Origin of the sequence: Metalysinibacillus jejuensis, assembly GCF_003057615.1 — a bacterium.
GTDB classification, from domain to species: domain Bacteria; phylum Bacillota; class Bacilli; order Bacillales_A; family Planococcaceae; genus Metalysinibacillus; species Metalysinibacillus jejuensis.
Genome location: NZ_QAFW01000043.1, coordinates 1 through 18,722, shown reverse-complemented (window position 1 = coordinate 18,722; position 18,722 = coordinate 1). Strand labels below are relative to the sequence as shown.

The window sequence follows — 18,722 nt, the reverse complement described above, 5'->3', positions numbered from 1 at the left end:
AAATGAAGGCATTCGCCTATTGGCATTAGCATAGAAACAAAAACTCTTGGAACAAGAGGGTTAGCTCGGTCAGTTTTCGTTGGCTAGTAAAAGCAACGATAAGTCGAGAAGCCCCCACTTCAATTAGACCGCAAGGTCAATAAGTGGTGGGTAGTTCACAGTCCCATGTGTCTAATGTGAAGGCATCTTGTGTTACTTCGCTAAGGCCAAGATTACGCATTTCTTCGGCAATCATTTGTCCGGTTAAATATTCGGCCTCAGAGCCGGCTGTTCGGTAGCCTAGTTTGTCATTTGTTTTAAATGTTTCAAGTTTTTTAGTAAATTGATAGATGTAATCGTTTGTCGTTGATTGATTATATTGCATACTACCCCTCCTTTTTTTAGTATAGCGTAAAGAAAAAAAGAAGCGCTGTAATACGGTATTTATGTGTAAAGCGAGAAATGAAAGGTGTTGAACTACCCCCACCTACGCAAAAGCGTTGAGGTGGGAGTATTCTTGCCGAGACTTGATAAAATTAAAAAGCTATTGCAATTGTTTGTGGATATGCTATAATAAATCTTGTCCTTAAGTAAGTGGTCCCGTGGTGTAGCGGTTAACATGCCTGCCTGTCACGCAGGAGATCGCCGGTTCGATCCCGGTCGGGACCGCCATTTAAATAGAACTTTCAACCTTTAACGATAATGTTAAAGGTTTTTTTCATTGCTAAAAGGGTATATAACGTATAAAGTGGCGAGGAGGATGGGCTATGAAACAAATGATGTTAGCCATGCTCATTAGCGTAAGTACGGTTCTTGGCGGTTGTGGCAATGAAATATTAGCGATCGAAAATAATAATAATTACCGTTGGCAGCGATTTATGAATGATCAAGAATTTGAAAAAATAACAGAAGGTATGCGTTATATGGATGTAGTGAAAATTGCAGGTGGCGCTGGTGAGAAACAAAATGATAAAACGTATTTGTGGCATGATGAATTATTAATTACACGTGGCTATGAAATTGTATTTATTGATGATAAAGTAACTGAAAAGAGTATTGTAGAGTTACACGGGGCAGTTAAAGAAGCAGATGATGCGAAGTAATCGTATCATCTTTTTTTGTTGAAAATAGTGTATCATTAAAAAAGATAGCAACGTTGGAGAGTGAAGTAGATGACAGTAGAAATTACAGTGCATTCGCTTGAAGAAACGAATGCATTAGCTCATAAATTAGCACAACTAGTAAGAGCGCAAGATACGATTACGTTAGAAGGTGATTTAGGTGTAGGCAAAACTACCTTTACGCAAGCTTTTGCTAAAGGGCTAGGCATTACGCGTGTCGTTAATAGTCCGACATTTACTATTATGAAACAATATGTGGGCAGAATACCACTTAACCATTTAGATGTGTATCGTTTAGCTTATAGTGATGAGGATTTAGGTTGGGAAGAAATTTTTTATGGCGAAGCTGTTACATTAGTAGAGTGGGCAAAGTTAATAGAAGAAGATTTGCCGTCGGAGCGCCTAGCGATAGAAATTAAGCGAGTAAGCGATACAGCTCGTGTTTTTCATATTACGGCGTTAGGAAAGCGCTATGAGCAATTATGTGAGGAGTTAATACAATGATTTGGTTAGGAATAGATACAGCAAATGCACCACTATCCGTAGCGGTAGTGAAAGATGAGGTAGTAGTAGCTGAGCTTACACAAAATAATAAAGTAACTCATTCTATTGGCGCAATGCCTACAATTGAAGAAGCGCTAATACGTGCTAAACTGAGTGTGAAGGAAATTGATGCTATTGCAGTATCAGCAGGTCCAGGCTCTTATACAGGTGTGCGCATTGGTGTGACGATTGCTAAGACGCTTGCATGGTCATTACAAAAACCGATTATTCCTGTTTCGAGCTTGCAGGCGTTAACGTATAACGTACCATATTTTAATGGTGTCATTTGCGCCATGATCGATGCACGTCGTCAGCATGTGTACAGTGGAGCGTATCAAGGTGAACAAGTTATTATTGAAGATGGTCATTATGCAGTAATTGATTTATTGCCAAAACTTCGTGATTTACATGTGCCGATTTTGTTTGTAGGACGCGACGTTACAATGTACTGGGATATCATTGAAGAAATTGTAGGGCCTCATGCGCTCCGTGCGCCATTTACGATGGATTTGCCAAGAGCGAGTGAAGTGATTCGTTTAGCTATGGCACAGCCTACTGAAGCAGCCGTTCATGACGTGACGCCAATTTATAAACGTATAGCAGAAGCGGAGGCAAACTGGTTAAAGGAGCAAAAAGCGAATGGTAAGTAAGGTATGCTATCGCAAAATGACACCAGCAGATGTAAAAGCCGTGCATGCGATTGAACAGGCGGTATTTGTAGCGCCCTGGACAGAGGAGTCATTCCATTATGAAATGAATGATAACGAGTATGCATGCTATATTGTAGCTGAAGCAGATGGTGCACTTATCGGTTTTTGCGGAATGTGGATGGTATTTGGTGATGTACAAATTACAAATGTAGCAGTCATAGAACAGGCACGTGGTTTAGGCGTAGGTGAAGGTTTAATGAAAACGGCTATGGCTACAGCTAAGGCACATGCTATGGAAAATATGAGTTTAGAGGTGCGTGTTTCTAATTATGTAGCGCAAAGCCTTTACCGTAAGTTAGGTTTTCAAGATGGCGGGATACGCAAAGGATATTATACAGATAACCAAGAGGATGCTCTTGTAATGTGGGTGAGTTTATAATGGAAAATCAATTAATATTAGCAATTGAAACGAGTTGCGACGAAACTGCAGCGGCTGTCATTAAAAATGGTAATGAAATTATTTCAAATGTTGTCGCATCACAAATCGAAAGTCATAAACGTTTTGGTGGTGTAGTGCCAGAAATTGCATCGCGTCACCATGTTGAACAAATTACGATTGTAATTGAAGAGGCGTTACTACAAGCGAAGATTACGCCGAGTGATTTAACAGCAGTAGCAGTTACAGAAGGGCCAGGATTAGTAGGTGCCTTATTGATCGGCATTAATGCAGCGAAGGCTTTTGCCTTTGCTAATAGTTTACCGTTAATTGGTGTGCATCATATTGCAGGGCATATTTATGCCAACGAATTAATGCAACCGATGGTATTTCCACTGCTTGCACTTGTAGTATCAGGTGGTCATACTGAGCTTGTTATTATGAAAGAGCACGGTTCGTTTGAAGTAATTGGTGAAACACGGGATGATGCTGCAGGCGAGGCTTATGATAAAGTAGCACGCGTCTTAGGGTTACCATATCCAGGAGGACCTCATATTGACCGCTTAGCACATGAAGCGACAACAGCTGTAGACTTTCCGCGCATTTGGTTAGAAGAAGATAGCTACGATTTTAGTTTTAGTGGATTAAAATCAGCAGTGATTAATTATAAGCATAATGTAGATCAACGCGGAGGAGAAATTAGTGCTGAAGAAGTAGCAAAAGGATTCCAAGATAGTGTAGTAGAAGTCATCACAGGGAAAGCAATACGGGCGGCGCGTGAGTATGATGTCAAACAAGTTGTGGCTGCTGGTGGGGTTTCTGCGAATAAGGGGTTACGTACAGCGTTAACAGCTGCTTTTGATAAAGAGGGCATTCCTTTTTATGTGCCGCCATTAGCTTTATGTACGGATAACGCTGCGATGATTGGAGCGGCAGCTAGTAAAATGTATGATAGCGGTGTACGTGGAAATTTAGCGATGAACGGTACACCAGGGATGGTATTAACAAATTGGTGTGAATAACACCTGTGGATAACTTGTGGATAACCTATATATAGTGTTGCTGTGAGTGGGTTATCCACTGTGGATAATATAAAAAGTATTGTTAAATCAATGTTTACAAAGGAAAAGTGAAGTTTACATGAAATTTACACTTGACCAATATATGCGCATAGAAAAAGCTGAATCGCCAATTTGACGATTCAGCTTTTTTATTGGGCAATTTCTTCAAGCTGTTCTTGCAAAGTTAACCATTCGAGTTCGGTTGCTTCATGAGATGCTTTAACTATATCGAGCTGTTGTTGAATTTCAGCAACTTTTTCGTGGTCTGCAAAAATAGCTGGCTCACATAGTTGCATCTCTAATTGCTCGATTTCACTAGTGGTAGCCGTCATTGTAGTTTCTAGTTCTTCAATAGCTCGTCGTAGTTGACGCTCTTTCTTTTTAGCCTCTTTATCAATTTTAGTAGGGTGTTCTTTTACAGTAGAAATAGCTTTAATCGGTGTAGCTTTCATTGCAGCAATTTCTTCAAGCTCTTGCTTTTTTTCGACGTAATAATCGTAGTCACCTAAATACTCAAATGTACCAGTAGGTGATAGTTCAATCACTTTTGTAGCGATACGATTAATAAAGTAGCGGTCATGTGAAACGAATAATAGCGTCCCGGGATAGTTGAGCAATGCATTTTCTAACACTTCTTTACTATCTAAATCAAGATGGTTAGTTGGCTCATCTAAAATAAGGAAGTTAGCTTTTTCAAGCATTAATTTAGCGAGTGCAAGGCGAGCTTTCTCGCCCCCGGATAAATCATTAACGACTTTATCCACGTCTTCGCCACTGAATAAAAATTGTCCGAGCACAGAACGAATTTCGCCTTCATTCATTAAAGGCCATTCATCCCATAGCTCATATAAAACGGATTTATTACTTGAAAGCTTAGCTTGTTCTTGATCATAGTAACCTATTTTAACATTGGTCCCGTAACGAATCGTACCTTCAGCTTGATGTAAATCGCTGACGATAGTTTTTAACAAGGTTGATTTTCCAACTCCATTAGGTCCGACGAGTGCAATGCTATCTTCGCGAAAAATGCGCATAGTAATATTTTTAGCAATCGTTTTATGTTGATAGCCAATGCGCAAGTCGTCGATTGCTAATACATCGTTGCCGCTTTGACGGTCAATGTTAAAGCCAAAGCTTGCCGATTTTTCGTCGCCATCTGGCGCATCCATAAAATCCATATTAGCGAGCATCTTGCGGCGGCTTTGTGCCATTTTGGTAGTCGAAGCACGCGCAATATTTTTTTGAATAAATACTTCGAGGCGCGCTTTTTCGTCTTGTTGGCGTTCGTACATTTTTAAATCACGCTCGAAATTTTTAGCTTTTTCTTGTAAGTATGCGCTGTAATTACCTGTATATTTTGTGACCCGCTGACGCGATACTTCATAAACAATTGTTACGATTTGATCGAGGAAATAACGGTCGTGGGAAACGATTAAAATAGCGCCATCGTAACCTTTAAGATAGCTTTCTAGCCACTGGAGAGTAGTGATATCTAAATGGTTAGTTGGCTCATCAAGAATGAGCAGGTCTGGCTTACTCAGCAATAGTTTGGCAAGGGCTAGGCGTGTACGTTGTCCGCCTGAGAGTGCTGTAATCGGCGTGTCATAATCCGCTTCAAAAAATTGCATACCATGTAAAACAGATCGTGTGTCTGCTTCGTATTGATAGCCACCAATATCTTTAAAGTCATGCTGTAATTGATCATACTCTGCCATAATTTGAGCGTAGCGTTCTTGGTTCCCGTAAACTTCAGGTAGCGCCATCTTTTGCTCTAAGTTACGTAATTGCTGTTCTTTTGCACGAAGCGGTTCAAAAATGGTCATCATTTCTTGCCAAATCGTACGTGTTGAATTAAGGCCAGCATGCTGTTCTAAGTAACCGATGCGCACATCCTTTGGTATAATGATATCGCCACTGTCGTAGGATAGTTGACCAGCAATTATTTTTAATAAAGTAGACTTGCCTGCGCCGTTGCGTCCGACAAGCGCTACACGATCGCGATGTTGTACTTCTAATTTAACGTTTGTGAGAATTTCATCAGCGATAAATGATTTTGTTAGTTGATTGACTTGTAATACAATCATGTCGTCACCTCTGTTCTTGTTTTTAGTGTAATAGATGAGGGGGTGCAAGGCAACGACTACCCTTTACAGATTTCATAGAGTCATGTAAGATAAAAACAATTTAGATGTACACAAGTAGGAGGAACATGTGTGAAAAACGAAGTAAAGATTCCACAGGCAACGACGAAGCGCCTTCCTCTGTATTATCGATTTTTGCAAAACTTTGCGAATGAAGGGCAAGACCGTGTGTCTTCCAAGCAATTAAGTGAAGCGATGAAAATTGACTCGGCTACGATACGCCGAGATTTTTCGTATTTCGGAGCACTTGGAAAAAAAGGGTATGGCTATGACGTCAAGCATTTGCTGGCGTTTTTTAGTGAGACGCTTGACCAAGCAGAACCAACGAAAGTTGCATTAATTGGTGTCGGTAATTTAGGAAGTGCGTTATTAAAGTATAATTTTCAAAAAAACCATAACACGCACATCGTAGTAGCTTTTGATACAAAAGCGCCAACCGAAGGTAAATTAGTAAGTGATATTCCGGTATTTCCACCTGAGCTACTCGAAGAAAAGTACGTAGCCTTTGGAGCGGAGATGGCTATCTTAACTGTGCCGCCACACGCTGCACAAATTACAGCGGATCGCCTTGCTTCTATTGATGCAAAAGGGATTTTAAACTTTACACCAGAGCGTATTCATGTGCCGGAGAAAATGCAATTGTTAAATATTGATTTATCAGTAGAGCTACAAGCACTCATTTATTTAATACGCAATCAGAAGTGACGTTCACAGTAAATTCGTTAGCTAATTGTTATAAATTGCGGTAAAATAAGAGATATTAAATGAGGAGGTGGCTAGACATGGGTCCAATCGGTCCGGGTAGTATTATTTTAATTGCCATCGTAGCATTGTTAATTTTCGGTCCAAAGAAATTACCAGAGTTAGGTAAAGCATTTGGTTCGACATTACGTGAGTTTAAACATGCTACAAAAGGTTTAGTAGATGAAGATGACGATAAAAAGAAAATCGACACAAAGAAAGAACTAGATAAGTAAGTTAGGGTGTTTGACTCATGAATCAACAAGAACTAACTGTCATTGAACATATAGAGGAATTACGAAAGCGGCTGGTACTATCCGCCGTTTTCTTTGTGATTAGTTTAATTGGCGCTTTCTTTTTAGCAAAGCCACTCATTACGTATTTACAAGCAACAAGTACAGATCATAATTTACAACTGCATGCGTTTAATGTTACTGCGCCGCTGATGATTTATATTCAGATGACTTTTTTAATTTCATTAATTATTACGTCACCGATTATTTTATATCAGATTTGGGCATTTGTGAGCCCGGGGTTACGTGATATTGAACGTCGCGCAACGCTCAGTTATATTCCGTATTCTTTTATTTTATTTTTAGCTGGTCTTGCTTTTTCTTATTTTATTTTATTTCCGTACATGATGAATTTTATGATGCTGTTATCGAATGATTTAGAAATTGAGCAAACGATTGGTATCAATGAGTACTTTTCTTTTTTATTTAGAATAACATTACCATTTGGTTTCTTATTCCAAATGCCTATTATTATGTTATTCTTATCACGTATCGGTTTATTAAATCCAATTTGGATGGTAACATTCCGTAAATATGCATACTTTGTATTATTTGTTTTAGCAGCGCTTATTACACCACCAGAGTTACTATCACATTTAATTGTTACCGTACCACTATTTATTCTTTATGAGATTAGTATTTTCGTTGCCCGCTATGGTTATCGTAAATATTTAAAATCAGAAGAAGCACGGATCAAAGAGCAAACAGAGCGTGAACAACAATTGCAAATTGAGCAAGCATTACAGGCACAACGCGCACAAATTGAAGCAATGCAAGATGATAAACACTAACCGTTCTTTTCATAGGACGGTTTTTTTGATTTTATGGCGTCGACCTCGTAGCATAATGAACGAGGTGAGCGCATGGAGCTAACAAAAGAAGGTATAGAAAATTTGCAAAAAAAGTTGCAACACATACAACATCAAGTAAAAGAAGCAGAGCAACGTGTATTACAAGGAAGAACATTTTGTGATTTCTCGGATGACCCTACGTATCAACAAGCTTTTGATGACTATATGAAATTACGAGATGAAGAACAGGAGCTAGCCTATTTATTACGTAGTGCTAAAGTAGTCGACACACCTAGCGACATCGTAGCCCTAGGTACAATCGTTACATTTCAAGAAGAAGGCATGGATGCTGAAACGTACCAAATTGTAACGAGTATAGAAGCGGATGTGTTAGCAGGAAAAATTTCTGTTGACTCGCCTATGGCACAAGCCTTAATCGGCAAAAAAGTTGGCGATGAGGTAGAAATGAATGGCTTTATAATTGTCATAAAGGCCATACAATCATAAAAAGCAGCTAGCATATTATGAGTTTTAAGCCAAAGAAAAAGAGAAATTGAGCACGCTCAATTTCTCTTTTTCTTAAACTAGGTTTTGTCTCAATTTCTTTTCCATTAGAAAAAGAAAATAAATTGGATGCTTTCATCCGTTAAGCGTTGTAAATCTTCGCCAAAAAACTGCGCAATGGTGACGAATGTATTTAATAACATATGGGCAATAATCGGTGCCATAATACTGCGAGATTTATTGTAGACAAAGGCAAAGATAAAGCCAGATACGGTGTACACCAGTAAATGATCAAAATCAAAGTGGATGACCGCAAAAGCTAATGAACTAATTAACGCTGCTACAATAAAGTTAGTAGGTCCGAGTAGCGTGCCGAAAATACTGCGACGGAACACAAACTCTTCTAGGATTGGTCCAATAATGGCGACTAAAATTAAAATAATTGGTGCCGCCTTAGCTGCTTCAAAAATTTGTGCTGTATTTTCGCTCCCCATATCGATGCCGAGATAAGTCGTTTCGAGATAGGCGGCTAAACCTTGACCAAAAAGCACAAAAATAAAGCCGATAATGCCCCATAACACAACCGTGCCATAATTTTTACGTGGTGCATTAAAGACGCTATACCAGTAGCCTTTGTCACGCGTTAACAACAACATCACAAGTAGTGCGATTACAGCACTTACTACAAGGTAAATGCCTGCAGGTTGAATCGTTGCGTCACCTGTAATCGCGACAAGTAATTTATAAAAAGGCTCTAGTAAAAAGAGGCCCGATACTTGCATAAATGCATACACCACAATGACTGCCAGTGAAATGAAGAAATATTTTTTCAAATCTTTTACGTTATATGCCATAAAACCGTCCTTTCACTTATTCTCTTTAACTATTGTAGAGGAAAGTGAAGTAATTTGCTTGCAAAAGAAAATAAAGTTTTATATTATGAATAGTGTATTAGCACTCTCATTAAATGAGTGCTAAAAAATAAAAATGTAATTGGAGGTTGTTTCACTTGTTAAAACCATTAGGTGATCGTCTTGTAATCGAAGTAATTGAGGTAGAAGAAAAAACAGCATCAGGTTTACTACTACCTGAGACAGCGAAGGATAAGCCACAAGAAGGTAAAGTAATCGCTGTAGGTAATGGTATGTTTTTACCGAGCGGTGAGCGAGTAGCGCTTGATGTAACAGTTGGCGACCGCATCTTATTTGAAACTTACTCTGGCACTAAAGTGAAGTATGACGGGCAAGAGTATTTAATTTTACGCGAATCAGACGTATTAGCAATCGTTGAATAATAAAAAAATTTAAGGGGGACTTTATCATGGCAAAAGATATTAAATTTGCAGAAGACGCACGTGCACTTATGGCACAAGGTGTAGATAAATTAGCAAACACAGTTAAAGTAACACTCGGACCTAAAGGACGTAATGTGGTGCTAGAAAAACAATTTGGTTCACCACTTATTACAAACGATGGCGTGACAATTGCTAAAGAAATTGAACTCGAAAACGCTTTTGAAAATATGGGCGCTAAACTTGTATCAGAAGTTGCGCAAAAAACGAATGAAATCGCAGGTGATGGTACAACAACAGCTACCGTTTTAGCACAAGCAATGATCCGCGAAGGCTTAAAAAACGTAACAGCTGGTGCTAACCCTGTCGGCATCCGTAAAGGTATGGACTTAGCAGTAGCAGCAGCATTAACAGAGCTTAAGGCCATTTCACGCCCAGTTGAAAACAAAGAGTCAATTGCTCAAGTAGCAGCGATTTCTTCGGCAGACGAAGAAGTAGGCGAACTAATTGCAGAAGCAATGGAGCGTGTTGGTAACGACGGTGTTATTACAATTGAAGAATCTAAAGGCTTTACAACAGAGTTAGACGTTGTAGAAGGTATGCAATTTGATCGCGGTTACTTATCACACTATATGGTGACAGACTCAGACAAAATGGAAGCTGAGCTAGATAACCCGTACGTATTAATTACAGATAAAAAAATTACAAACATTCAAGAAGTGCTACCAGTACTTGAGCAAGTTGTACAACAAGGTCGCCCGCTATTAATGATTGCCGAAGATATTGAAGGCGAAGCATTAGCTACATTAGTAGTTAACAAATTACGCGGTACATTTAACGCAGTAGCGGTTAAAGCACCAGGCTTTGGTGATCGCCGTAAAGCAATGCTAGAAGATATTGCTATCTTAACAGGTGGCCAAGTTATCTCAGAAGAAATCGGCTTAGATTTAAAATCAGCTGATATTACAATGCTAGGCCGCGCTGCGAAAGTTGTTGTAACAAAAGATCACACAACAATCGTTGAGGGTGCTGGTGGTGTGGAAGCAGTTGAAGGTCGCGTAGGTCAAATCCGTGCACAATTAGCTGAAACAACTTCAGAGTTTGATAAAGAAAAATTATTAGAACGTCTTGCAAAATTAGCAGGCGGTGTTGCAGTAGTTAAAGTAGGTGCAGCTACTGAAACAGAATTAAAAGAGCGCAAACTTCGTATTGAAGACGCACTTAACTCTACACGTGCAGCAGTAGAAGAAGGCATTGTATCTGGTGGTGGTACAGCGTTAATGAACGTATATGGTGCTGTCGAAAAAGCTGCAGAAAATGCAGAAGGTGACGTAGCAACAGGTGTTAACATCGTACTACGCGCACTTGAAGAACCAGTACGCCAAATCGCGAACAATGCAGGCTTAGAAGGCTCAATCATTGTTGACCGCCTAAAACGTGAAGAAGTTGGCAATGGCTTTAACGCAGCAACAGGCGAATGGGTAAATATGATTGATGCGGGTGTTGTTGATCCAGCCAAAGTAACACGTTCAGCACTACAAAACGCAGCAAGCGTTGCTTCACTATTCCTAACAACAGAAGCCGTAGTAGCAGACATCCCAGAACCAGCAGGCGCAGCAATGCCAGATATGTCTGGTATGGGCGGCATGCCAGGTATGATGTAATATTTATTAACTATTGAATATGAATGAGCTCGGTTTTATATCGAGCTCATTTTCTATTGGGATAAACTAGACTTTTATACCACGTTTTAAAATAGATATAACTACTTTTTACATGTCAAATTGCAATGATAAAAAGCAATTGTCACGAAATTATTAAAAAAACCCTAGGAAAAGCGAGATTTTTTAGTGAAAAAGATATAAAATTGTATAGAATGACTTACAATATACGATATAATAGTAGAACTAAACGAATACATATAAAATTTTAGAGAAGGGAGTATAAGCATATGAAATTTAATGTCAATTACTATCAAAGTAATGTGGATTGTAAATACTGTAAAAAGACGTATAAAACGTATAAAGCGCGTCCAGTACGTTGTAAAATCATCGGTGAAGATACTGACTTTATGCCGATTTACGAAGGTTTAAATCCGCTGCTTTATGAGGTGGCAGTGTGCCCGCATTGTGGTTATGCCTATCATAAATCAATGACACGTACGTATGGCCCCTTCCTTTTAATGATTGAAGAACTTTACATTAATGAGTTAAAAACAAGTTTTGATTTATGTGGTGAACGTACGATTGAAGATGCGATTATGAGTTATAAACTTGCGTATTTAGTGGCACGTTCTGCGATGGAAGAACCGTTATTAATGGGTAACTTTGCGCTTAAAATTGCCTGGCTTTATCGTTTGCAAAGCGATGAAAAAAATGAGTTGCATTATTTACAAGCAGCGCGAGATTTTTATAGTAAAGCTTTTGCTTCTAATCGTGAAGGAGAGGAGCGCATCCGCTTTTTACATGCGGAGCTAAGTTTACGTATTGGTGATATTGATGAGGCACGTAAAGAATTTTCACGTATTATGGGAGATCGCAATATGTCTAATAAGTACCGAAAGTATGCGCGTAATCGTTGGGAAGACTATAAATACACGCTAGCGCCAACTGTTGAAGCAGGTGAAGTCAATGAAGTTTCAATTTAATCGCTTAGATGTTCGAGAAGAGGACATTTTTGCAGAGCTTCACCATTTTTTACTGCGTAAAAATAATCGTTATATGACTAATGATGAGATTGTAGAAAAAACAGGTGTGTCAGGTGATTTATTAGCGAAGTGGGCGAAGAACGGCAAATTTAAATCGTCTATTTTTCCAAATATCGGGGCTCCTTGTGAGCGTTGTGGCACAATTACGCAAACGCGTTTATGCCTTAACTGTTCAGAAACGATTACAGGTACACTAGCAAAAGAAGAGCGCGACCGTGAATGGTTTAAAAAAATTAATCAAAAACAACGTAGCACCTATCATTACCGCTAAGGCACTTTCTGTAGAGAGTGCTTTTTTTATGGTAAAATTTATGGCAAAGGGGGAAGTGGAGATGAAATGGCAATATCGTTCGATGTTATTTATACCAGGGGTAAAGGATACATGGTTAAAAAAATTAAATGACAATGTGGCAGATGCTATTATTATGGATTTAGAGGATAGTGTGCCACAGGAGCGCAAAGTGCAAGCGCGTGACTTCGTAGCACAGGCATTAAGCATGCCAACTAAAAAATCGTTATGGGTACGCATTAATAAAACGACGCAAGGCTATGCATTAGAAGATATTGAAGCAATTGTTTGTGAAGCGCTAACGGGTATTGTTGTACCAAAAGTAGCAAGTGTAGCAGATGTGATTGGTTTAAGCGCCCAGCTTGCGCAAGTAGAGCAAGCAAGAGGCTTGGCTGTTGGTAGCATTCGATTATTACCTATGCTCGAAACCGCGCAAGCATTATGGTTTGCTTATGATATTGCTAGTATTCCACGCGTAGCGGGTATTGCAGGCATTAGCTCAAAAAACGGTGATGCAGAGCGCTCACTTGGCACACGTTGGACAGAAGAAGGGCTTGAGACGCTATATTTAAAATCACGTACCGTAATGGCGGCACGTGCTGCTGGTAAAATGCCGATTGGTGGGTTATGGCAAAATGTTCACGACCTAGACGGCTTAACAAAGTCAGCGAGTTTTAATCGACAACTTGGCTATGATGGCGAATTAATTTTACACCCTAGTAATGCGCCTATCGTTAATCAAGCTTACGCACCAACCTTAACAGATATCGCTTACTATGAAGGTATGATTGCGGCATTTGAACAAGGTAAGCAACAAGGGGTAACAGCCATGTTATATGAAGGTGAACATATCGACTATGCCCATGTTGAGACGGCAAAGGAAATTGTAGCCTATGCTAAAAAAATGCTAGAAGGCGACGCTATCTAATACAGATAGCGTTTTTTTGTGCAACCTTTCACAAAGATGGGGGAATACCCTAATAGTAAGCCGCTTAAAAATCCCGTACGATAAAAGTAGTTAAAATGAACTTTTATTTTTGAGGAGGATTTTTATGACGGAAATGAAAAAAACAATCGCTATTGTTGGTGCAGGTACAGCGGGAGTAACGATGGCGGCACAGCTTTTACGTAAAGCACCTTACTTAAAAGATGAAATTGTAATTATTGATCCATCTGATAAACATTATTACCAACCTTTCTTTACGTTAGTAGGCGGTGGCGATTCGAAGCTTGAAGATAATGTACGTCCTCAAGCTGAAGTTGTGCCAGAGGGTGCATTACTTTTACAAGAAGCGGTTACGACATTTAAACCAGATACTAATCAAATCGAAACGAATAAAGGTACAGTCATTACGTATGATTATTTAATGGTAGCAGCTGGTATTCAATTAGACTGGGGTAAAGTAAAAGGCTTAAAAGAAACGCTTGGGAAAAATGGCGTGTGCAGTAACTACCACCAAGACTATGTAGAAAGCACATGGGAAGCAATGAAAGCGGTAAATGGTGGTCGTGCGATTTTCACCCAACCATCGACTCCTGTAAAATGTGCAGGTGCACCACAAAAAATTATGTACCTTGCAGATGAGCACTTCCGCCGTGTGGGGGTACGTGACAAAACAAAGGTAGAATTTATTTCAGGTATGGACGATTTATTTCCTGTTAAACGTTACTACCCTATCCTTAAAAAGTTAGTAGCAGACAAAGGGATTGGCGAAACGTACTTTATGGACTTAGTAGAAGTAGACGGCAATGCTAAGAAAGCAACATTTAAACATGTAAAGACGGGTGAAACTATTACACGTGAGTTTGATATGTTGCATGTAACACCACCAATGTCAGCACCTGATTTTATTAAAAAGAGCCCTATTGCCAATGAAGCAGGTTGGGTAGATTTAGATATGCATACGCTACGCCATACGAAATATGAAAATATTTTTGGTGCTGGCGATTGCACGAGCTTACCGACATCGCGTACAGGTGCAGCTATTCGTAAACAAGCACCTGTTGCAGTTGATAACTTACTTGCGCATATGAACAAAAAAGAAATGACGGCAAGTTATGATGGTTATTCATCTTGTCCAGTCGTTACGGGTTATAGCACAGTAATGTTAGCAGAGTTTGTGTATGGATACGAAGCGAAAGAGTCATTCCCAATTGATCAACGCAAACACCGCCACAGCATGCATATGTTAAAGAAAAATGTATTACCGATGATGTATTGGAACGGCATGTTAAAAGGTACGATGTAAAAGGAGGGATTACGGTGACTGAGAAAAATGAAATTACTGAAGTATTAGCGAAACTCGAAAGTGAAGAACAACTCGCTTCACTTCAATATTTAGTGGAGAAGCTACCGACTTTTGTAGAAACTTTAAAAGTAGCTGAAGATAAATTAGATTTTGTAACTTCGTCTTTACAAGATGAACGTTCACTTAAAATGATTGCAGCAGATACAGAAGAAAAAATTGAACGTTTGCATATTGATTCATCACATTTGAACGCAATGATGGATTTAGTACAGCTGCTACCACGGCTAGCACCTGTCGTGCAACAGCTTGATAATGTGATGGCATTTGCAGAAAGTGTTTGGGGCGATAAACGCACGGTTGATCAATTGCTTACTACTACGAAAGAAACCGTTAATCTATACGTACCTATTGATAAAGGGCAAGAAATTATTGAGGAAACGAAAGAAGAGTTTGCACGCACTAAAGATGGTGCAGCCATTTCTGTTTTTGGTTTAATGAAAATGATTAAAGACCCTGTTGTACAAGACGGTTTAAAAATGGCTCAAGCCTTTTTAACTGTAGTAAACAAACATCGTTAATGGACTGAGCAGTAAAGTTATACTTTGCTGCTCTTTTTTTGTACACTACAAGCAAGAGGTGGTTGTATGGATTACACAGACCAATTATTTGATCATTTACAAGATGGTATCATCGTAATGGATGCCAATCGTCAAATTAAGAAGATTAATAAATCAGCAGAGAAGCTAATGGGGTGGCATGTGGGTGATGTAGTGCCGTATTGTTCTTATTGTGAAAAACGCGCACTTGTTCCTCAAGAAGAAAGGTGTTATTTAATTGCTAATCAAGGTAAAGTACCTTATTTTGAATCAAAGATGCCACGTATGGGTGAGTACTTAATTAACGTAGAAATGAGCAATGCTTTAATTTATGAAGCGGATGATGATACAGATAAACATTATTTGCTAGTGATGCGTGATTTAACAGCGAAAAACCAACAGGAAGCTGCACGTCTTTCTAAAAAAATGTTACAGCATTTAACGGAAGCAAAAGAAGCTGAGCATAAGCGTTTAAGCCAAGAGCTTCATGACGGAGTAGGGCAGTCTTTATACAGTGTGGCGATTGCTATGGATAATCTTTCTTTAATTATTGAAGATGAACAAATTGCTACGTATATTAAAGAAGTGCGAGCAGAAGTAGGAAAGGCAATGGAAGATGTTAAGTTTTACTCGCAATCTTTACGTCCTAAAAGCTTAGATCAACTCGGCTTAATACCTACTGTAGAAACATTAATAGAGTCGCTTCGTCAAAAGCGTAATGATTTACAAATAACGTTAGACAGCAATTGCCATAAGCGTCTATCGCCTGTTGCTGAAATAAATTTATACCGCGTTGTACAAGAAGCCCTTCACAACATTATGAAATATGCCCAAGCAACCGAAGTGCAAATTATTTTTGAAAAAAATCGCTTTGGCTTACAGCTGACGATTATTGATAATGGGATAGGTTTTAATGTAGAAGAGAAAAAAGAGGGATTAGGGCTCTTACATATGGGAGAGCGCGTATCACAGCTTAAAGGAAAGACAGTTATTCAGTCTATTATAGGTGAGGGTACTAAAATAACGGCGTATATCCCTAAAAATGAATTATTACGAGAGGGCGATTAAATGAAAATTTTAATTGTGGATGATCATTTATTAATTCGTAAAGGTGTACGTTTGTTATTGGAGCGAGTGGCTTATATTACAGCTATTTATGAGGCAGATAGTGGTACTGCTGCAATTACCTATGCGCAAAAGTATCAACCAGATGTTGTGCTACTAGATTTATCTATGCCTGGGGGACTGGACGGCTTTACGACAGCACGCAATATTAAAGCGAACTTACCGCAAGTGAAAATTATTGTACTTACTATGCATGATGAAGAAGTTTATATTCAGCAGGCATTGCAACAAAATATTGAAGGTTATTTACTGAAAAATAGTGAGGGAAATGAAGTGGCTGAGGCTATAGAAACCGTTATGTGTGGTGAGCGTTATTACCGTACGCCTTTATCAGCCGAGCAATTAGCTAAACTGAAAAGTCCTACTACGCGCTCTGTATTAACCCCGCGTGAAAAAGAAGTATTGCGTCTTGTAGCATTAGGGTATACCAATATCCAAATTGGCGAGCAGTTGTCAATTAGCACTAAAACAGTCGAGCGCCACAAAGCGAATATGATGCATAAATTGGCATTAAAGGAATCACATGAGCTGGTACAGTATGGGATTAAAAATGATTATTTATCCTTAAATTAAAAACAGAGGTTGTCCGTAAGTAGACAACCTCTGTTTTCATTTTATTTATGAGCAATAACAACGAGACGCCCTTTATCTAACTCACGCTCTGCATCAGCAGCTTCTTGTTCTGTTAAACCAACCGACTGCATTTTACTGCGTAGCTCATCGCCACGTGACGTGAAAATGTTTTTAATTGCTTCCATCATACCTTGTTCTTTCAAGCCGACAGATTCTGTGTGCAATTCTTTCGTAATATCCTCTGAACGTTTTTCATAGTGTGCGAAGATATAAATTTCATCACGCGTATAACCTTCTGCCACTAATCCATCAATAATTTCCTTTGCTTGAACACCGTTTTCTACAATACGTGTAACTGCCATAATTATTACGTCCTTTCTTGATATCTTGTATTTGCTTACACTACTATGTATACCCTAGCGCTAAAAAATAAAACATCATGTTAGATGCTAAAAAACTTATGACCACAGCCTACTACATCTGCATATAATAGTTATTGTTTATAATGACGACCGATTAGTATAGCAATAGGGCATACAGTTTGATTCGTATTAACATTACAACATAGCGATAAAGTGGAACTTTTTTAGCAGCTATACGTAAATGAAAGAAAGGGAGTGGTGAACAATGGCAAAAACACTGCGAGATTTCATTCAACAAACGCAACAAGATGAAGCAAAAAATGATTACTTTCAATTAGAAACAGAGCGTGTGCTAGAAGTTAACCTGAACGGTGAAGTGTGGTCGAAGATGGGCGCAATGATTTCCTATACAGGCAATATAAAGTTTGAACGCGAACGCATGCTAGAGCATGGCTTCGGTAAAATGTTTAAAAAGGCATTTACAGGCGAGGGCACACAATTAATGAAGGCCAGTGGTAATGGGCGTCTTTACTTAGCTGATCAAGGTAAAAAAATTACGATTTTTGATTTGCAAGGGGATGCACTTTGCGTCAATGGTAATGATTTATTAGCCTTTGAGCCAACGGTAAATTGGGATATTCAATTAATGCGTAAGATGGCAGGTATTATGTCAGGTGGCTTATTTAACGTTACGCTAAATGGTACGGGTAAAGTAGCAATTACAACACACTTTGAGCCGTTAACACTTGTGGTGAAGCCAGGTGAAACAGTTTATACAGATCCACATGCAACCGTTGCGTGGTCAGGTAATTTAACACCAGAATTTAACGGCTTTCCGAAAGAAGTCTCCCATCCTCAAGGAATGTGAAGGTGCGAATAGCACCAATGAGTGGGTGGGAGATGAATTTCGGTTGGCTTTAGCCAAAGTTATTTTTCTAAGCCTTTTCGCAATAATTCGAGAATAGTTGCTGTTCTTGTAGACAGTCCGTTTTCTTCTTGGTATTTATCTAATTTCTCGATAATTGATTTAGGCATACGAATTTCTACACGTTCTTTATTATCTTTCAAAATTATCACCTCTCACTTGATTGTACGGTATTTCTACGATACAATCAATATATACGATATTATTCCGTACAAAGCGAGGTGAATTGATATGACTAAACAAAACAAAGCTTTCAAATTCCGTTTACTACCAAACAGAGAACAGGCAGTATTATTAGCCAAAACATTTGGTTGTGTTCGTCTTGTCTACAATAAGATGCTTGCG

At 38.9% G+C, this 18,722-nt stretch carries 25 protein-coding genes and 1 tRNA gene; 21 read left to right on the top strand and 5 right to left on the bottom strand.

Annotated features, from left to right (window positions below; genetic code table 11):
* Positions 1-136: 136 nt before the first annotated feature.
* A complete protein-coding gene (locus DDE80_RS11325; protein ID WP_108307831.1) occupies positions 137-364 on the bottom strand; it encodes a hypothetical protein in 228 nt (75 codons plus the stop codon).
* Positions 365-575: 211 nt separating this feature from the next.
* Between DDE80_RS11325 and DDE80_RS11320 the strand changes: the two genes are divergently transcribed.
* From DDE80_RS11320 to tsaD, 6 genes are all read left to right on the top strand, one after another.
* Positions 576-651, top strand: a tRNA-Asp gene (locus DDE80_RS11320).
* A gap of 95 nt (positions 652-746) precedes the next feature.
* Positions 747-1,082, top strand: coding sequence for a hypothetical protein (locus DDE80_RS11315; protein ID WP_108307829.1), 336 nt, complete (start codon positions 747-749; stop codon positions 1,080-1,082).
* A 69-nt stretch (positions 1,083-1,151) separates the two neighbouring features.
* The gene (gene tsaE / locus DDE80_RS11310; protein ID WP_108307828.1) at positions 1,152-1,604 is read left to right on the top strand and encodes a tRNA (adenosine(37)-N6)-threonylcarbamoyltransferase complex ATPase subunit type 1 TsaE; all 453 of its coding nucleotides are present in this window, start codon (positions 1,152-1,154) and stop codon (positions 1,602-1,604) included.
* On the top strand, positions 1,601-2,293 hold the full coding sequence (gene tsaB, locus DDE80_RS11305) for a tRNA (adenosine(37)-N6)-threonylcarbamoyltransferase complex dimerization subunit type 1 TsaB (RefSeq protein WP_108307826.1): 693 nt from the start codon (positions 1,601-1,603) through the stop codon (positions 2,291-2,293). Before tsaE ends, tsaB begins: the two co-directional genes overlap by 4 nt.
* A complete protein-coding gene (gene rimI / locus DDE80_RS11300; RefSeq protein ID WP_108307825.1) occupies positions 2,283-2,732 on the top strand; it encodes a ribosomal protein S18-alanine N-acetyltransferase in 450 nt (149 codons plus the stop codon). Before tsaB ends, rimI begins: the two co-directional genes overlap by 11 nt.
* Positions 2,732-3,751: a tRNA (adenosine(37)-N6)-threonylcarbamoyltransferase complex transferase subunit TsaD gene (gene tsaD / locus DDE80_RS11295; RefSeq protein ID WP_108307823.1), complete on the top strand. Its 1,020-nt coding sequence runs from the start codon at positions 2,732-2,734 to the stop codon at positions 3,749-3,751. The genes rimI and tsaD overlap by 1 nt, the downstream gene beginning before the upstream one ends.
* A gap of 188 nt (positions 3,752-3,939) precedes the next feature.
* On the opposite strand, the gene DDE80_RS11290 is transcribed toward tsaD, so the two are convergent.
* Positions 3,940-5,874, bottom strand: a complete 1,935-nt coding sequence (locus DDE80_RS11290; protein WP_108307822.1) for an ABC-F family ATP-binding cassette domain-containing protein — start codon at positions 5,872-5,874, stop codon at positions 3,940-3,942.
* A gap of 129 nt (positions 5,875-6,003) precedes the next feature.
* Between DDE80_RS11290 and DDE80_RS11285 the strand changes: the two genes are divergently transcribed.
* The 4 genes from DDE80_RS11285 to DDE80_RS11270 all read left to right on the top strand — a co-directional run bounded on the left by DDE80_RS11285 (position 6,004) and on the right by DDE80_RS11270 (position 8,263).
* The gene (locus DDE80_RS11285) at positions 6,004-6,636 is read left to right on the top strand and encodes a redox-sensing transcriptional repressor Rex (RefSeq protein WP_108307820.1); all 633 of its coding nucleotides are present in this window, start codon (positions 6,004-6,006) and stop codon (positions 6,634-6,636) included.
* A 77-nt stretch (positions 6,637-6,713) separates the two neighbouring features.
* Entirely contained in the window at positions 6,714-6,908 is a 195-nt protein-coding gene (locus DDE80_RS11280; protein ID WP_108307819.1) for a twin-arginine translocase TatA/TatE family subunit, read from the top strand.
* Between the two features lie 17 nt (positions 6,909-6,925).
* A complete protein-coding gene (gene tatC / locus DDE80_RS11275) occupies positions 6,926-7,756 on the top strand; it encodes a twin-arginine translocase subunit TatC (protein WP_108307817.1) in 831 nt (276 codons plus the stop codon).
* A gap of 72 nt (positions 7,757-7,828) precedes the next feature.
* Positions 7,829-8,263: a GreA/GreB family elongation factor gene (locus DDE80_RS11270; RefSeq protein ID WP_108307815.1), complete on the top strand. Its 435-nt coding sequence runs from the start codon at positions 7,829-7,831 to the stop codon at positions 8,261-8,263.
* A gap of 104 nt (positions 8,264-8,367) precedes the next feature.
* Here DDE80_RS11270 and DDE80_RS11265 read toward each other — a convergent pair whose 3' ends face one another.
* Positions 8,368-9,114: a CPBP family intramembrane glutamic endopeptidase gene (locus DDE80_RS11265; RefSeq protein ID WP_235612327.1), complete on the bottom strand. Its 747-nt coding sequence runs from the start codon at positions 9,112-9,114 to the stop codon at positions 8,368-8,370.
* A gap of 155 nt (positions 9,115-9,269) precedes the next feature.
* Between DDE80_RS11265 and groES the strand changes: the two genes are divergently transcribed.
* The 9 genes from groES (at position 9,270) to DDE80_RS11220 (ending at position 17,090) form a co-directional block, all read left to right on the top strand.
* Entirely contained in the window at positions 9,270-9,554 is a 285-nt protein-coding gene (groES, locus tag DDE80_RS11260; protein ID WP_108307814.1) for a co-chaperone GroES, read from the top strand.
* Positions 9,555-9,580: 26 nt separating this feature from the next.
* Complete coding sequence (gene groL / locus DDE80_RS11255; RefSeq protein WP_108307812.1) at positions 9,581-11,215, top strand: chaperonin GroEL; 1,635 nt, start codon at positions 9,581-9,583, stop codon at positions 11,213-11,215.
* Between the two features lie 287 nt (positions 11,216-11,502).
* On the top strand, positions 11,503-12,198 hold the full coding sequence (locus tag DDE80_RS11250; protein ID WP_108307810.1) for a DUF2225 domain-containing protein: 696 nt from the start codon (positions 11,503-11,505) through the stop codon (positions 12,196-12,198).
* Positions 12,182-12,529: a hypothetical protein gene (locus DDE80_RS11245; protein ID WP_108307808.1), complete on the top strand. Its 348-nt coding sequence runs from the start codon at positions 12,182-12,184 to the stop codon at positions 12,527-12,529. Before DDE80_RS11250 ends, DDE80_RS11245 begins: the two co-directional genes overlap by 17 nt.
* A 61-nt stretch (positions 12,530-12,590) precedes the next feature.
* On the top strand, positions 12,591-13,475 hold the full coding sequence (locus tag DDE80_RS11240) for an HpcH/HpaI aldolase/citrate lyase family protein (protein WP_108307807.1): 885 nt from the start codon (positions 12,591-12,593) through the stop codon (positions 13,473-13,475).
* 133 nt (positions 13,476-13,608) lie between these two features.
* A complete protein-coding gene (locus DDE80_RS11235) occupies positions 13,609-14,796 on the top strand; it encodes an NAD(P)/FAD-dependent oxidoreductase (protein WP_108307833.1) in 1,188 nt (395 codons plus the stop codon).
* Positions 14,797-14,810: 14 nt separating this feature from the next.
* Complete coding sequence (locus DDE80_RS11230; protein WP_108307805.1) at positions 14,811-15,374, top strand: hypothetical protein; 564 nt, start codon at positions 14,811-14,813, stop codon at positions 15,372-15,374.
* 66 nt (positions 15,375-15,440) lie between these two features.
* Positions 15,441-16,460, top strand: coding sequence for a PAS domain-containing sensor histidine kinase (locus tag DDE80_RS11225; RefSeq protein WP_108307803.1), 1,020 nt, complete (start codon positions 15,441-15,443; stop codon positions 16,458-16,460).
* Positions 16,461-17,090, top strand: coding sequence for a response regulator (locus tag DDE80_RS11220; protein WP_108307801.1), 630 nt, complete (start codon positions 16,461-16,463; stop codon positions 17,088-17,090).
* Between the two features lie 41 nt (positions 17,091-17,131).
* Here DDE80_RS11220 and DDE80_RS11215 read toward each other — a convergent pair whose 3' ends face one another.
* Entirely contained in the window at positions 17,132-17,452 is a 321-nt protein-coding gene (locus tag DDE80_RS11215) for a YflT domain-containing protein (RefSeq protein ID WP_108307800.1), read from the bottom strand.
* A gap of 265 nt (positions 17,453-17,717) precedes the next feature.
* Between DDE80_RS11215 and DDE80_RS11210 the strand changes: the two genes are divergently transcribed.
* Complete coding sequence (locus DDE80_RS11210) at positions 17,718-18,320, top strand: AIM24 family protein (RefSeq protein ID WP_108307798.1); 603 nt, start codon at positions 17,718-17,720, stop codon at positions 18,318-18,320.
* A gap of 59 nt (positions 18,321-18,379) precedes the next feature.
* Here DDE80_RS11210 and DDE80_RS11205 read toward each other — a convergent pair whose 3' ends face one another.
* Positions 18,380-18,529 (bottom strand): ribbon-helix-helix domain-containing protein, encoded by a 150-nt coding sequence (locus tag DDE80_RS11205; RefSeq protein ID WP_235190411.1) that lies wholly within the window; start codon positions 18,527-18,529, stop codon positions 18,380-18,382.
* A 79-nt stretch (positions 18,530-18,608) separates the two neighbouring features.
* Here DDE80_RS11205 and DDE80_RS11200 point away from each other — a divergent pair.
* Positions 18,609-18,722, top strand: a 114-nt coding sequence (locus DDE80_RS11200) for a helix-turn-helix domain-containing protein (protein ID WP_153060878.1), incomplete at its 3' end; no start/stop codon positions are given.

Excerpts from the sequence above, each read along its gene's own strand:
- DDE80_RS11325 (WP_108307831.1), bottom strand. The coding sequence starts at position 364 with ATGCAATATAATCAATCAACGACAAACGATTACATCTATCAATTTACT.
- DDE80_RS11315 (WP_108307829.1), top strand. The coding sequence starts at position 747 with ATGAAACAAATGATGTTAGCCATGCTCATTAGCGTAAGTACGGTTCTT.
- tsaE (WP_108307828.1), top strand. The coding sequence starts at position 1,152 with ATGACAGTAGAAATTACAGTGCATTCGCTTGAAGAAACGAATGCATTA.
- tsaB (WP_108307826.1), top strand. The coding sequence starts at position 1,601 with ATGATTTGGTTAGGAATAGATACAGCAAATGCACCACTATCCGTAGCG.
- rimI (WP_108307825.1), top strand. The coding sequence starts at position 2,283 with ATGGTAAGTAAGGTATGCTATCGCAAAATGACACCAGCAGATGTAAAA.
- tsaD (WP_108307823.1), top strand. The coding sequence starts at position 2,732 with ATGGAAAATCAATTAATATTAGCAATTGAAACGAGTTGCGACGAAACT.
- DDE80_RS11290 (WP_108307822.1), bottom strand. The coding sequence starts at position 5,874 with ATGATTGTATTACAAGTCAATCAACTAACAAAATCATTTATCGCTGAT.
- DDE80_RS11280 (WP_108307819.1), top strand. The coding sequence starts at position 6,714 with ATGGGTCCAATCGGTCCGGGTAGTATTATTTTAATTGCCATCGTAGCA.
- tatC (WP_108307817.1), top strand. The coding sequence starts at position 6,926 with ATGAATCAACAAGAACTAACTGTCATTGAACATATAGAGGAATTACGA.
- DDE80_RS11270 (WP_108307815.1), top strand. The coding sequence starts at position 7,829 with ATGGAGCTAACAAAAGAAGGTATAGAAAATTTGCAAAAAAAGTTGCAA.
- DDE80_RS11265 (WP_235612327.1), bottom strand. The coding sequence starts at position 9,114 with ATGGCATATAACGTAAAAGATTTGAAAAAATATTTCTTCATTTCACTG.
- groL (WP_108307812.1), top strand. The coding sequence starts at position 9,581 with ATGGCAAAAGATATTAAATTTGCAGAAGACGCACGTGCACTTATGGCA.
- DDE80_RS11250 (WP_108307810.1), top strand. The coding sequence starts at position 11,503 with ATGAAATTTAATGTCAATTACTATCAAAGTAATGTGGATTGTAAATAC.
- DDE80_RS11245 (WP_108307808.1), top strand. The coding sequence starts at position 12,182 with ATGAAGTTTCAATTTAATCGCTTAGATGTTCGAGAAGAGGACATTTTT.
- DDE80_RS11240 (WP_108307807.1), top strand. The coding sequence starts at position 12,591 with ATGAAATGGCAATATCGTTCGATGTTATTTATACCAGGGGTAAAGGAT.
- DDE80_RS11235 (WP_108307833.1), top strand. The coding sequence starts at position 13,609 with ATGAAAAAAACAATCGCTATTGTTGGTGCAGGTACAGCGGGAGTAACG.
- DDE80_RS11225 (WP_108307803.1), top strand. The coding sequence starts at position 15,441 with ATGGATTACACAGACCAATTATTTGATCATTTACAAGATGGTATCATC.
- DDE80_RS11220 (WP_108307801.1), top strand. The coding sequence starts at position 16,461 with ATGAAAATTTTAATTGTGGATGATCATTTATTAATTCGTAAAGGTGTA.
- DDE80_RS11215 (WP_108307800.1), bottom strand. The coding sequence starts at position 17,452 with ATGGCAGTTACACGTATTGTAGAAAACGGTGTTCAAGCAAAGGAAATT.
- DDE80_RS11210 (WP_108307798.1), top strand. The coding sequence starts at position 17,718 with ATGGCAAAAACACTGCGAGATTTCATTCAACAAACGCAACAAGATGAA.